Below are 11,845 nucleotides of genomic sequence, written 5' to 3' on the forward strand. Positions count from 1 at the left end.
TGACCGAAACGACCACAACCTTTCTTGCGACCAGAACCGGGGCCCCGCGACCCGCCGTCCCTACGCTCTCGCCGAAGTGGTCCGAGAGCCGCCGAATCGGCCGGCTCCGGCACCCGCATCCGCTCAAGGAGGAGACATGCGCATCATCCGGTCCGGGGCTGCCCCCGTCGGAATCGTCCTGGCCCTGGCCCTCACGGGCTGTTCGATGCTGGAGTCGAGCGGTGGTGGCGGCGACGCCGCCATCGACGAGCTCAGCATCGTGGTCCCCGCCGGCCCCGGCGGCGGCTGGGACCAGACCGGCCGCGCCATGCAGGCAGACATGCAGGAGGAGGGGCTGGTCGGCTCCGCCACCGTCACCAACGTCGACGGTGCGGGCGGCACCGTGGGCCTGGCGAACATCGCGACCGAGACCGACCCGAACACCCTGCTGGTGATGGGCCTGGTCATGGTGGGCGCCGTCGAGACCAACGAGGCCCAGGCCCGCATCGAGCAGACCACCCCGATCGCGCGCCTCACCGAGGAGCAGGAGGTCATCGTGGTGCCCAAGGAGTCGCCGTACGAGACCATCGACGACCTCGTCGACGACATCACGGAGAACGGCAAGAAGGTCTCCATCACCGGCGGCTCGGCGGGCGGTACCGACCACATCCTCGCCGGCATGCTGCTCCAGGCCTCGGGCATGCCGTCGGGCAACATCGCGAACAGCCTCAACTACATCGCCTACTCCGGCGGCGGCGAGTCCCTCGCGGCGCTGCTCGGCAACAACGTCAGCGCCGGCATCTCCGGCGTCAGCGAGTACGCCGAGCAGGTCCAGGCGGGCGAGCTGCGGGCGCTCGCGGTCTCCGGCTCCGAGCGCGTGGACGCCCTCCCGGACACCCCGACCCTCACCGAGGCGGGCTACGACGTCGTCCTGACCAACTGGCGCGGCGTGGTCGCCCCGGGCTCGATCGACGACGCCGAGAAGGAGGCGCTGACCACGGCCGTCACCGAGCTCGCCGAGTCCGACGCCTGGCAGGCCACGCTCGAGGAGAAGGCCTGGGACGACGCCTTCCTCGCCGGGGACGAGTTCGACACCTACCTCGACGGCAACATCGCTGAGATCAAGACGGTGCTCAAGGACATCGGGCTCGTCAGGTGACCAGCGACAACACGGCGCACGACGCGCCCGTTCTGCCCGGTGGCCCGACGGCGGAGGACGCACCTCTGCCGTCGGACGCCGTCGAACCGCCGCCGCGCCGGTGGGGCGAGCTCGTGCTCGCCCTGGCCACCACCGCGCTCGGCGTGTACGTCCTGGTGGCCGCCGGGAGCATCACGGTCCCGGGCTCGAGCAACACGCTCGGCCCGCGGGCCTTCCCCTACCTCGTGGGCGGCATGCTCGTCGCCGCCGGGGTCGTGCTCGTCGTCCTGATCCTGAGCGGCCGGGCCGGGCAGGAGGAGGGCGGCGAGGACGTCGACCCCACGGTCCGCACCGACTGGCTCACCGTGGTGCTGCTCGTCGTGATCCTGGTGGTGCACGTGTTCGCCATCAACACCGTGGGCTGGCCGTTCGCCGCCGCCCTGCTGTTCGGCGGCGCCGCCGTCGTGCTGGGCGCCCGGCCCTGGTGGCGTGCCGCCCTGGCCGGGCTCGTGCTGGGCCTGGTGATCCAGGTCGTGTTCGGCGGCCTGCTGGGGCTCTCGCTCCCGGCCGGACCGCTGCTGGAAGGGGTGCCGTTCCTCCGTGGATAACTTCTCCGCCCTGATCGAGGGCTTCGCCACCGTGCTGCACCCGATGTACCTGCTGTACGCGCTGTTCGGCGTGTTCGTCGGTACCGCGGTCGGCGTGCTGCCGGGCATCGGCCCGGCCATGACCATCGCCCTGCTCCTGCCGCTCACCTACTCGCTGGACCCGACGGCGGCGATCATCGTCTTCGCCGGCATCTACTACGGCGGCATGTACGGCGGGTCGACGACGTCGATCCTGCTCAACACGCCCGGCGAGTCCGCGTCGATCGTGACCGCGATCGAGGGCAACAAGATGGCGCGTGCCGGGCGCGGGGCCGCCGCGCTCGCCACCGCCGCCATCGGCTCGTTCGTGGCGGGCTCGATCGCCACCGTGGCGCTGACGTTCCTGGCGCCCGTGGTGGCCCGCTGGGCGGTGCAACTCGGCGAGCCCGACTACTTCGCCCTCATGGTGGTCGCCTTCGTCACCGTGGGCGCGCTGCTCGGGAGCTCCGTGCCGCGTGGCCTCGCCTCGCTCTCGCTCGGCCTGTTCCTCGGCCTGATCGGCACCGACACCCTGACCGGCCAGCAGCGCTTCACGTTCGGCGTGCCCAACCTGGCCGACGGGATCGACGTCGTCGTGGTCGCCGTCGGCCTGTTCGCCGTCGGTGAGGCCGTTTACGTGGGCTCCCGCATGCGCCACGGACCGATCCGGATCATCCCGGTCGAGAAGGGCTGGCGCACCTGGATGAAGTGCGACGACTGGCGCCGGTCCTGGAAGCCGTGGCTACGCGGCGCCGCGATCGGGTTCCCCGTCGGCACCATCCCGGCGGGCGGCGCCGACGTCGCGACCTTCCTGTCCTACGCCACCGAGCGGCGGCTCGCCGGATCCCGGCGCAAGCAGTTCGGCAAGGGCGCGATCGAGGGCGTGGCCGGCCCGGAGGCCGCGAACAACGCGGCGGCGTCGGGCGTGCTCGTCCCGCTGCTCACCCTCGGCCTGCCCACGACGGCGACGGCGGCGATCATCATCGTCGCGTTCCAGTCCTACGGCATCCAGCCCGGCCCGATGCTGCTGCAGAACGAGTCCTCGCTGGTGTGGGCCCTCATCGCCAGCCTGTACGTCGGCAACCTCATGCTCGTCGTGCTGAACCTGCCGCTGGTCGGCATGTGGGTCAAGGTGCTGCGCATCCCGCGGCACTACCTGTACGCGGGCATCCTCCTGTTCGGCGCGCTGGGCTCGTACGCGCTGAACTTCGCGCCCGTCGACGTGCTGCTCCTGGTGCTCATCGGCCTGATCGGGTTCTTCATGCGCCGCTACGGGTACCCCGTGGCACCGCTCGTGGTCGGCATGATCCTCGGCCCGATGGCGGAGGACCGCCTGCGCCGCTCCCTCGCGATCAGCCAGGGCGACCTGTCCTACCTCGTGACCAGCCCGTTCGCCGCGACCGCGTACGCCGCGATCGTGGTGCTCCTCGCCGTGGGCATCTGGCTCAAGCGCCGCGAGCGGGCGGAGGAGGCCTAGACGCACTGGCTAGGCTCACCCGCATGAGCACAGCACTGATCACCGGCGGGACCGCCGGCCTCGGCCTGGAGTTCGCGCGGCAGCTCGCCGCCGACCGGCACGACCTGGTGCTGGTCGCCAGGGACGCCGCACGGCTCGAGGAGGTCGCCGCGCAGCTCCGCGCCGCCACGGGGGTGGCGGTCGAGGTGCTGCCGGCGGACCTCTCGGTGCCCGACGACGTCGCGCGGGTCGCGGCGCGCCTCGCCGTCGTCGGCGGCCGGCCCGACGACGGCGACCTGCGGCCCGTCGGGCTGCTCGTCAACAACGCCGGGTTCGCCACGAGCTCGCCGTTCGCGAGCGGCCGCGTCACCACCGAGCGCCGGGGGATCGACGTCATGGTCAAGGCCGTCGTCGAGCTCACGCACGCCGCCGTCGGGCAGATGCTCGAACGGGACCGCGGCGCGATCCTCAACGTCGGCTCGGTCGCCGCCCTCACCGCGGGCGGCACCTACGCCGCCGCCAAGGCGTACGTGCGCACCTTCACCGAGTCCCTGGCCGCCGAGCTCAAGGGCACCGGCGTCACCGCCACGCTGCTGTCCCCCGGGTTCACGCACACCGAGTTCCACGCGCGCGCCGGCATCGCCGAGTCCTCGATCGTCCCCGAGTGGGGCTGGCTCCAGGCCGAGGACGTGGTGCGGACGGCGCTCGCGGACGCACGCCGCGGCGTCGTCCTGTCCACGCCCTCGGTGCGCTACAAGGTGGCCTCGGCCGCGCTGCGGGTCATGCCCCGCTGGGCCGTGCGGGCGGTCGGCAGCTACCGCTGAGCCGGAGCCCGGGTCGGCGCCTGGGCGGCGTCCGACGAGCCGGCGTCAGAGCCAGCCGACCCGCTTGAAGATCCAGTAGAAGATGCCGCCCAGGCCGATCATCCCGAGGATCGCGATCGGGTACCCGAAGGTCCAGTGCAGCTCGGGCATGTGCGTGAAGTTCATGCCGATCAGCGTGGGCGCGAAGAGGATGGCCGCCCACGCGGAGATCTTCTTCATCTGCTCGTCCTGCTTGAGGCTGATCTCCGTCATGCGGCGCGACTCCTCGTTCTGCTCCTGCGTCACCAGCGTGGAGTGCACGTTGAGGGCGTTGGTCAGGAGCGACCGGAACGTCTCCGAGGTCTCCGCGTGCTTGATCGCGTGGTCCAGCACGTTGCGCAGGCTGCGCAGCAGCTCGACCCAGCGGTGGTCCTGCGCGTCGCCGTCCGGGCGTGGGACGTCGTCCGGGTGCGCGGCTGCGGACTGCTCGTCGGCGTACGCCCGCTTGGCGTCGTACAGGTCCTGGAGCATCTCGACGAGCGGGCCGGTGGCGCGCTGGAGCCCGATCACCTCGCGGGTCGCCTCGTAGATGCGGAACGACACCTCGGGGTCGCGGGAGAAGAGCTGGTCCTCGATCTGGTCGATGGCGCCGCGCAGCCGCGTGACCACGGGCCGGTAGGTGTCCACGACCTCGTCCAGCAGCGCGGCCAGGATCGCGACCGGCCCGAGACGCAGCAGGTCCGGGTCCTCCTCCAGGCGGCTGCGCAGCGCGTCGAGGTCGGGCGTCACGGACCGCCGGATCGTGACGACGAAGTCCGGGCCCACCCACGCGTGCACCTCGCCGAACTCCACGCGGTCGACGTGCCCGTCGCCGTCGTCGTCGACGTTGCGCGCGGGGTGCAGCACCACGAACAGCACGTCGTCGTAGTGCTCGACCTTGGGGCGCTGGTGCGCGTTGATGGCGTCCTCGACCGCCAGCGGGTGCAGGGAGAACTCCGCGGCGACGGCCTCGATCTCGGCCTGCGCCGGCCACGACAGGTCGACCCAGGCGATGCCGCCACGCTCGCGGGTCGTCTCGCAGGTCTCCTCGATGCTCGCCGGGTTGGCCGTGCGCCTGCCGTCCACGTACACCGCGTTGTCCATGATGCTCACAGCAGAACCTTCCCAGAGGTGGACGGCAACCCGGGCCACGGTCCGGCGGCACGCGCGACGTACCCTTGCACCGTGAACGCTGACTTCTCCCCGACCCCGCGCGAGCAGCTCGCCGAGCTCATCAAGGAGCTCGCCGTGGTGCACGGCAAGGTGACCCTGTCCTCCGGCAAGGAGGCCGACTACTACGTCGACCTGCGCCGCATCACGCTGCACCACCGGGCCGCCCCGCTCGTCGGGCACGTGCTCCTGGACCACCTGGAGGAGGTCGGGCTGGGTACGGCGGAGATCGACGCCGTCGGCGGCCTCACCCTGGGCGCGGACCCGATCGCGGACGCGCTGCTGCACGCCGCGGCCTCGCGCGGGCAGGACCTGGACGCGTTCGTGGTGCGCAAGGCGGCCAAGGCGCACGGCATGCAGCGCCAGATCGAGGGCCCGGACATCGCCGGCCGCAAGGTGGTCGTCGTGGAGGACACGACGACGACGGGCGGGTCGCCGATCGCGGCGATCGAGGCCGCGCGGGCCGCCGGCGCCGAGGTGCTCGGCGTCGCCACGATCGTGGACCGGGCCACCGGCGCGGGCGAGAAGATCGAGGCGCTCGGGGTGCCGTACCACTACCTCTACGGCCTCGGGGACCTCGGCCTCGCCTAGGGATCGTTACCGCAAAACTGGCCGTCTCCATATCACTCCCCCGTGGAGACTTTTGCCTAGCCCTACTGTATCTTTAAGTTCATGGGGCCATTTGTCGCATTAGTCCTGCTCGTCATCGGCGTGGTGGCCTTCACGGTCGCGGCAGCGCGGATCATGAAGCGCGGGCGCTCGCAGGACGTCGCGCAGTGGGCCGAGGCGAACGGCTGGGAGTACGTCGGCAAGGACCCGGTCCTCGCCCAGCGCTGGACCGGCCGGCCGTTCGGCATCGGCGTGGACCGGGTGGCCCGCGACGTCGTCCGCGGCAACGTCGACGGGTTCGACATGGTCTCGTTCACCTACACGTGGCGGTCCGGCGCGCCCGAGGGCGACTCGCGCCGGATCGGCCTGCGCCGCACGGCGCACGTGGTGGCGCTCGACGCGCTGCCCGGCGATCCGGTGATCGACCTCTCGCCGGAGGGGCTCCGCGAGAAGTGGCAGAAGCTGTTCGGCGCCCAGGACGTGCAGATCGACAACCCGGCGTTCGACGGCCAGTGGCTGGTGCGCACGTCCGACGAGTTCTTCGCGCGGCGGGCCCTCGACGCGCGCCTCGCCAACATCGTGATGCTGCCCGACTTCCACGGCTCCCGGCTGCGCATCGAGGGACCCTCGGTGCTGCTGTGGCGCCCGGGCCGCACCGACGTCACCACCCTGACGGACCGGGCCAAGCGGGTCGCCGACGTCGCGCGCATCGTGCTGCCCATGGAGAAGGGCGGCCCGCGCTTCGAGTCGGGCGGCACGATCGACGGCTTCGGGATCCCGGGCCTGACCTGACGCTCTCCCGTTCCGGGCCGGCGGGCCGGCCCGGGGCGGTCAGACGAGCTCGACGATGTCCGCGATCGACTTCATCACGTGGCTCGGCCGGAACGGGTACTTCTCGACCTCGCCGGCCGACGTCGACCCGGTGAGCACCAGGAACGTCTCCAGGCCGGCCTCCATGCCGCCCAGGATGTCGGTGTCCATGCGGTCGCCCACCATGGCGGTCGACTCCGAGTGCGCCCCGATCAGGTTCAGCGCCGACCGGAACAGCACCGGGTTGGGCTTGCCCACGTAGTAGGGCTGGCGGCCGGTCGCCGCCGTGATCATGGCCGCCACGGAGCCCGCGGCGGGCAGCAGGCCCTCCTGCGAGGGGCCGGTGACGTCCGGGTTGGTGCAGATGAACCGGGCGCCGTCGGTGATCAGCCGGATGGCCTTGGTGATCGCCTCGAACGAGTAGGTGCGGGTCTCGCCGAGCACCACGTAGTCGGGGTCCGCGTCGGTGAGCGTGTAGCCGGCCTGGTGCAGCGCCGTCGTCAGGCCTGCCTCGCCGATGGCGTACGCGCTGCCGTTCGGGATCTGGTCGGCGACGAACTGCGCCGTGGCCAGGGCCGACGTCCAGATGTTCTGCTCCGGCACGTCGATCCCGCTGTACGCGAGCCGGGCGCGCAGGTCGCGCGGCGTGAAGATCGAGTTGTTGGTCAGCACGAGGAACGGCAGGTCCTTGTCGCGCAGCGCCTTGATGAACTCGGGGCCGCCGGGGAGGGCCGTGCCCTCGTGCACCAGCACGCCGTCCATGTCCGTGAGCCAGGCTTCGGTGGTCCGCTCGATCATGGGCGCCAGCCTAATGTCTCGCGCGCCAAAGCCCGTCGCGGCGGGTCTCTACCCTGCGACGCATGGGTTACCAGCCCCGGTAGACATCCCTGCGGTTGCCGATCTTGACGACTGTGACGGTCACCTGGGCGTCACTGATCTCGTAGATCACCCGGTGGTCGTTGACCGCGATCCGGTATTCGGCGTGTCCGGAGAGTCCCCGGGGAGAGGGTCGCCTTCCGCGGTGTATCGCCTGCCGTCGTCGGGCTCCTGCTCCTTGACGCGGGTGAGCCAGCCCTCTTCCGCGCGGAGCTCGAGCGTCTCGAAGATCTTCGCGTCGTCGTGGTCGATCAGGACGGCGACGACCTTGCCGTCGCGCACGATCCCGATGCGTCGGGCGTCGGAGGCGACCCGGTCAACAAGGGCAGCCGTGGCCTCCCCGAGGTCTCGCACGTCCACCAGTTCTGGCACGTACAGGTCCGTGGAGATTTGTTTCGCCAGTTCGTCGGTCATGCCATCGAAGGTACCTCGGGGGCGCCTGTCGCACATGTGTGTCGTTCAGCGCGTGAACTGTCCGACGTTCCGATCGAGGACCGGTCCGCGCCTACTCCTGCGGTTCGCGCCCGGTGCCCGCCAGGGCGTCGTCGGACGACGCGGCCGGGACCTGCTCGACCAGGACCTGCGCCGCCTTCTCCGTGCGCCGGGCCCGCCAGATCTCGATCACCATCGGGATCACCGAGACGAGCACGATGAGGACGAGCAGCGCCTCGATGTTCTCCTTGACGAACGTGAAGTTGCCGAGCACGTAGCCCAGCAGGGTCACGCCGACCGCCCACAGGAGCGCACCGATCGCGTTGTACGTGACGAAGTGCCGGTAGGACATCTTGCCGACGCCGGCCGCGACCGGGGCGTACGTGCGCACGATCGGCACGAAGCGGGCCACGATGATGGTGCGGCCGCCGTACTTGTCGAAGTACGCGTTGGTCTGGTCGATGTAGGACCGCTTGAAGAGCTTCGAGTCCGGCTTGTCGAAGATCTTGGGGCCGGCCTTGCGGCCGATCAGATATCCGGTCTGGTCGCCGAGGAACGCGGCGGCGAACAGCATGAGGCACAGCACCACGATGTTGATCTGCAGCGTGCCCTGCGCCACGAGCGCGCCCGCGGTGAACAGGAGCGAGTCGCCGGGCAGGATCGGGAACAGCAGCCCGGTCTCGATGAAGATGACGAGCGCGATGCCGACCAGCGCGGCGTCCCCGAACCGCTCGATGAGGTAGTTCGGGTCCATCCAGTCGATGCCCAGGAGCTGCGGCACGGCCACCGCGTCGACGGGGGCGGCGGCCAGCCCGGACACGACCTCCGGGAGTACGGTCGTCAGCATGGATCGAGACTAGCGGGGCACAATGACGGGCATGACCAGCACGTCCTCCGGTCCGGGAACCGTCACAGCACTCGCACACGGCCCCGGCAGGGTCGACCTTGTCTGAGCGCCCGCTGCCCGCCCCCGCAGAGGGTCCTGAGCCCGAGATCGGCGTCGGGCCCTGGCCGGGCATCCGGCCCGACGACGCCCGCTACGACCCCGAGCTCCTCGCCGAGGGCGACCGCCGGAACGTGGCCGACCAGTACCGCTACTGGACCGTGGAGGCGATCGTCGCGGACCTGGACACGCGCCGGCACCCGTTCCACGTGGCGATCGAGAACTGGGCGCACGACCTGAACATCGGCTCCGTGGTCCGCACCGCCAACGCGTTCAACGCGGCGGGCGTGCACATCGTGGGCCGACGCCGCTGGAACCGCCGCGGCGCGATGGTCACCGACCGCTACCTGCACGTGACCCACCACGAGGACGCCGCCGCGCTGGCCGAGTGGGCCGGCGACCTCCCGATCGTCGGCATCGACAACGTGCCCGGGTCGGTGCCGATCGAGGGCCACGCGCTGCCCCGTGAGTGCGTGCTGCTGTTCGGCCAGGAGTCGACGGGCCTGACGGCGGAGGCGCAGGCAGCGTGCGACGTCGTCCTGCACATCACCCAGTACGGGTCGACCCGCTCGATCAACGCGGGCGCCGCGGCGGCGATCGCCATGCACACCTGGATGGAACAGCACGCGTAACTCGCCGCGCTCGGCAGGGTCGGCCCGGCACGGTCGGCAGTTGGCATCGAGATCGGCTCAGGCCTGAGCCGATCTCGATGCCAACTGCCGAGTCTGCGGGGCAAACTGCCGCGTCCCACAGCAGGGTGCCGAGTCTGCGGGGCAAACTGCCGCGCCCCGCAACACCAGCGACCCCCCGCCCAAAACCGTTGCCCGCCGCAAGCGGCTCCGGCAGGATCGCGTTCTGGTTCGGGCTGATGCTCGCGGCGGTCTCGTCGATGTCGCTGCGCCAGATGGTCACGCCCGACGCGCTGCTCGGGCGCGTGACCGCCGCGTTCTGGACCATCCACCACAGCCTCGCGCCCCTCGGCGCCGCCGCGCTCACGGCGTCGGCGGACCGGTTCGGGGCCTCGCGGCCGCTGCTCGCCGTCGCGGTGATCTACCTCGGCGTGGTCGCCGTCGCCTTCTTCACCCCGATCCGCGGACGCAACCCCGAGGACGTACCGGTGCCCACCACCGGGTGACGAGCGGTGCCCGACGTCGTCCGTGAGCCCGCCCGATGGCGCCGGAAACATGAAAACCACAGTGTTTCGGCCGTTCGACTGTCGAACGACCGCACACGACCACTGGTGGATCGTGGCAAGATCGATGGTGCATCCCCGGGCGGCCTTGGACACACTTGCGACCGCCCACCTCACCATTCGTTTGGAGTTTCGCAGATGCCCATCGCAACCCCTGAGGTCTACGCCGAGATGATCGACCGGGCGAAGGCCGGCAAGTTCGCCTACCCCGCGGTCAACATCACCTCGTCGCAGACCGTTACTGCCGCACTTCAGGGCTTTGCCGAGGCGGAGTCGGACGGCATCATCCAGGTCTCCGTGGGCGGCGCCGAGTACGCCTCGGGCTCGACGGTGAAGGACCGCGTCTCGGGCTCTCTCGCGCTGGCGGCCTACGCCACCGAGGTCGCCAAGGGCTACGGCGTCAACATCGCCATCCACACGGACCACTGCACGGCCGACAAGCTCGACTCCTGGGTCAAGCCGCTGCTCGCCATCGAGGCGGAGCAGGTCAAGAACGGCGGCCTGCCGACGTTCCAGTCGCACATGTTCGACGGCTCCACCGTGCCGATCGAGGAGAACCTCGTGATCGCCGCCGAGCTGCTCGAGCTGTCGCAGGCCGCGCGCACGATCCTCGAGATCGAGATCGGCGTGGTCGGTGGCGAGGAGGACGGCCACACCGCCGAGATCAACGACAAGCTGTACACGACGCCCGAGGACGGCCTGGCCACGATCAAGGCTCTCGGCGCCGGCGAGCGCGGCCGCTACCTGACGGCCCTGACCTTCGGCAACGTGCACGGCGTGTACAAGCCGGGTGCCGTCAAGCTGCGCCCGGAGATCCTGCTCGACATCCAGAAGGCCGTGGGCGCCGAGATCGGCAAGGAGATGCCGTTCGACCTCGTCTTCCACGGTGGTTCGGGCTCGACGGCGGAGGAGATCTCCGCGGCCGTCGACAACGGCGTCATCAAGATGAACATCGACACCGACACCCAGTACGCGTTCTCGCGTCCGGTGGCCGACCACTTCTTCAAGAACTACGACGGCGTGCTCAAGGTGGACGGCGAGGTGGGCAACAAGAAGGCCTACGACCCGCGCGCCTGGGGCAAGACGGCGGAGGCCGGCATGGCCGCCCGCATCGTCGAGGCCTGCCAGCAGCTCCGCTCGGCCGGCCACAAGATGTGAGCATCGCGCTCGCTTGATCGGCAAAAGGTCAGGTGGTCGGCAGCTCGAGCTGCCGACCACCTGACCTTTTACCGATCATCCAGTTATGGGCCGGCTCAGGACGCCGGCGGGCCGCCTACGCCGGCCGGGGCCGGGGTGGTGCCCGACGGCGGGCCCGACGGGCCGTCGTCGTCCAGCTCGAAGCCCGGGTCCTCGTCCACGATGTCGAGGAGGTCGCCGATCCGGGTGACCTCCAGGAGGAAGCGCACCGTCGGGGGAGCGCGCAACACGCGCACGCGGTGCGGGCTGCGGCTCGCGAGGCGCGCCAGGAACGCGACGCCGGACGAGTCCATGAAGGTCACGTGGTGCGCGTCGATCTCGACGGGAAGACGAGACTCCTCGGCCGCGGCCGTCGCCTCGTGCAGGTCGCCGCCGATGTCGGCGTCGATCTCCCCGGAGAGCACGATCCGTGCGCGCGAGCGGCCCACGATGACGTGGATGCTCGCCGGGTCGCCGATCTCGGGGGTCTGGTGGCCGGGGTCCTGGGGGCTCCCGCCCTGCGGACCGCGCGGCGGGTCGTAGGTTCCGTCCTGCACGGTTCTCCTTCCGGGAGCAGTGGTCGTGACGCTGTATCG

General features: G+C 70.7%; 15 protein-coding genes. 9 read left to right on the forward strand and 6 right to left on the reverse strand.

What is annotated here, in order from left to right:
• Nucleotides 1-136 precede the first annotated feature (136 nt).
• From H291_RS0114330 to H291_RS0114345, 4 genes are read left to right on the forward strand one after another with little or no spacing between them, the layout of a single operon-like run.
• Entirely contained in the window at nucleotides 137-1,138 is a 1,002-nt protein-coding gene (locus H291_RS0114330; protein WP_020015698.1) for a Bug family tripartite tricarboxylate transporter substrate binding protein, read from the forward strand.
• Entirely contained in the window at nucleotides 1,135-1,725 is a 591-nt protein-coding gene (locus H291_RS0114335; protein WP_020015699.1) for a tripartite tricarboxylate transporter TctB family protein, read from the forward strand. Before H291_RS0114330 ends, H291_RS0114335 begins: the two co-directional genes overlap by 4 nt.
• Nucleotides 1,718-3,220: a tripartite tricarboxylate transporter permease gene (locus tag H291_RS0114340; RefSeq protein WP_020015700.1), complete on the forward strand. Its 1,503-nt coding sequence runs from the start codon at nucleotides 1,718-1,720 to the stop codon at nucleotides 3,218-3,220. The genes H291_RS0114335 and H291_RS0114340 overlap by 8 nt, the downstream gene beginning before the upstream one ends.
• Before the next feature lie 23 nt (nucleotides 3,221-3,243).
• Nucleotides 3,244-4,023, forward strand: coding sequence for an SDR family NAD(P)-dependent oxidoreductase (locus H291_RS0114345; protein ID WP_020015701.1), 780 nt, complete (start codon nucleotides 3,244-3,246; stop codon nucleotides 4,021-4,023).
• 45 nt (nucleotides 4,024-4,068) lie between these two features.
• Here H291_RS0114345 and H291_RS0114350 read toward each other — a convergent pair whose 3' ends face one another.
• On the reverse strand, nucleotides 4,069-5,154 hold the full coding sequence (locus H291_RS0114350) for a magnesium and cobalt transport protein CorA (protein ID WP_020015702.1): 1,086 nt from the start codon (nucleotides 5,152-5,154) through the stop codon (nucleotides 4,069-4,071).
• 72 nt (nucleotides 5,155-5,226) lie between these two features.
• Here H291_RS0114350 and pyrE point away from each other — a divergent pair, with 72 nt between their 5' ends.
• Together pyrE and H291_RS0114360 are read left to right on the forward strand one after the other, a co-directional pair.
• Entirely contained in the window at nucleotides 5,227-5,802 is a 576-nt protein-coding gene (gene pyrE, locus H291_RS0114355) for an orotate phosphoribosyltransferase (RefSeq protein WP_026365751.1), read from the forward strand.
• Between the two features lie 81 nt (nucleotides 5,803-5,883).
• Entirely contained in the window at nucleotides 5,884-6,612 is a 729-nt protein-coding gene (locus H291_RS0114360; RefSeq protein WP_157237043.1) for a hypothetical protein, read from the forward strand.
• 39 nt (nucleotides 6,613-6,651) lie between these two features.
• On the opposite strand, the gene H291_RS0114365 is transcribed toward H291_RS0114360, so the two are convergent.
• The 4 genes from H291_RS0114365 to H291_RS0114380 all read right to left on the reverse strand — a co-directional run bounded on the left by H291_RS0114365 (nucleotide 6,652) and on the right by H291_RS0114380 (nucleotide 8,785).
• Entirely contained in the window at nucleotides 6,652-7,428 is a 777-nt protein-coding gene (locus tag H291_RS0114365) for an HAD-IIA family hydrolase (protein ID WP_020015705.1), read from the reverse strand.
• A 67-nt stretch (nucleotides 7,429-7,495) separates the two neighbouring features.
• Entirely contained in the window at nucleotides 7,496-7,600 is a 105-nt protein-coding gene (locus H291_RS34875) for a type II toxin-antitoxin system RelE family toxin (protein WP_332257021.1), read from the reverse strand.
• Complete coding sequence (locus tag H291_RS0114375; protein ID WP_157237045.1) at nucleotides 7,576-7,920, reverse strand: hypothetical protein; 345 nt, start codon at nucleotides 7,918-7,920, stop codon at nucleotides 7,576-7,578. Before H291_RS0114375 ends, H291_RS34875 begins: the two co-directional genes overlap by 25 nt.
• Nucleotides 7,921-8,011: 91 nt before the next feature.
• Nucleotides 8,012-8,785, reverse strand: coding sequence for a VTT domain-containing protein (locus tag H291_RS0114380; RefSeq protein ID WP_020015707.1), 774 nt, complete (start codon nucleotides 8,783-8,785; stop codon nucleotides 8,012-8,014).
• Nucleotides 8,786-8,883: 98 nt separating this feature from the next.
• Between H291_RS0114380 and H291_RS0114385 the strand changes: the two genes are divergently transcribed.
• The 3 genes from H291_RS0114385 to fbaA all read left to right on the forward strand — a co-directional run bounded on the left by H291_RS0114385 (nucleotide 8,884) and on the right by fbaA (nucleotide 11,231).
• On the forward strand, nucleotides 8,884-9,513 hold the full coding sequence (locus tag H291_RS0114385; RefSeq protein ID WP_020015708.1) for a TrmH family RNA methyltransferase: 630 nt from the start codon (nucleotides 8,884-8,886) through the stop codon (nucleotides 9,511-9,513).
• A gap of 188 nt (nucleotides 9,514-9,701) precedes the next feature.
• Complete coding sequence (locus H291_RS34210; protein WP_198012505.1) at nucleotides 9,702-10,016, forward strand: hypothetical protein; 315 nt, start codon at nucleotides 9,702-9,704, stop codon at nucleotides 10,014-10,016.
• Nucleotides 10,017-10,211: 195 nt separating this feature from the next.
• Complete coding sequence (gene fbaA / locus H291_RS0114395) at nucleotides 10,212-11,231, forward strand: class II fructose-bisphosphate aldolase (RefSeq protein WP_020015710.1); 1,020 nt, start codon at nucleotides 10,212-10,214, stop codon at nucleotides 11,229-11,231.
• Between the two features lie 95 nt (nucleotides 11,232-11,326).
• Here fbaA and H291_RS30165 read toward each other — a convergent pair whose 3' ends face one another.
• Complete coding sequence (locus H291_RS30165; protein ID WP_020015711.1) at nucleotides 11,327-11,806, reverse strand: STAS domain-containing protein; 480 nt, start codon at nucleotides 11,804-11,806, stop codon at nucleotides 11,327-11,329.
• Between the last annotated feature and the right edge of the window lie 39 nt (nucleotides 11,807-11,845).

This window comes from Promicromonospora sukumoe 327MFSha3.1, assembly GCF_000385135.1.
In the GTDB taxonomy this organism is placed as follows: domain Bacteria; phylum Actinomycetota; class Actinomycetes; order Actinomycetales; family Cellulomonadaceae; genus Promicromonospora; species Promicromonospora sukumoe_B.

What these genes read in the sequence shown, in the direction of transcription:
- H291_RS0114330 (WP_020015698.1), top strand. Translation starts at nt 137, where the DNA reads ATGCGCATCATCCGGTCCGGGGCTGCCCCCGTCGGAATCGTCCTGGCC.
- H291_RS0114345 (WP_020015701.1), top strand. Translation starts at nt 3,244, where the DNA reads ATGAGCACAGCACTGATCACCGGCGGGACCGCCGGCCTCGGCCTGGAG.
- H291_RS0114360 (WP_157237043.1), top strand. Translation starts at nt 5,884, where the DNA reads ATGGGGCCATTTGTCGCATTAGTCCTGCTCGTCATCGGCGTGGTGGCC.
- H291_RS0114365 (WP_020015705.1), bottom strand. Translation starts at nt 7,428, where the DNA reads ATGATCGAGCGGACCACCGAAGCCTGGCTCACGGACATGGACGGCGTG.
- H291_RS0114375 (WP_157237045.1), bottom strand. Translation starts at nt 7,920, where the DNA reads ATGACCGACGAACTGGCGAAACAAATCTCCACGGACCTGTACGTGCCA.
- H291_RS0114380 (WP_020015707.1), bottom strand. Translation starts at nt 8,785, where the DNA reads ATGCTGACGACCGTACTCCCGGAGGTCGTGTCCGGGCTGGCCGCCGCC.
- fbaA (WP_020015710.1), top strand. Translation starts at nt 10,212, where the DNA reads ATGCCCATCGCAACCCCTGAGGTCTACGCCGAGATGATCGACCGGGCG.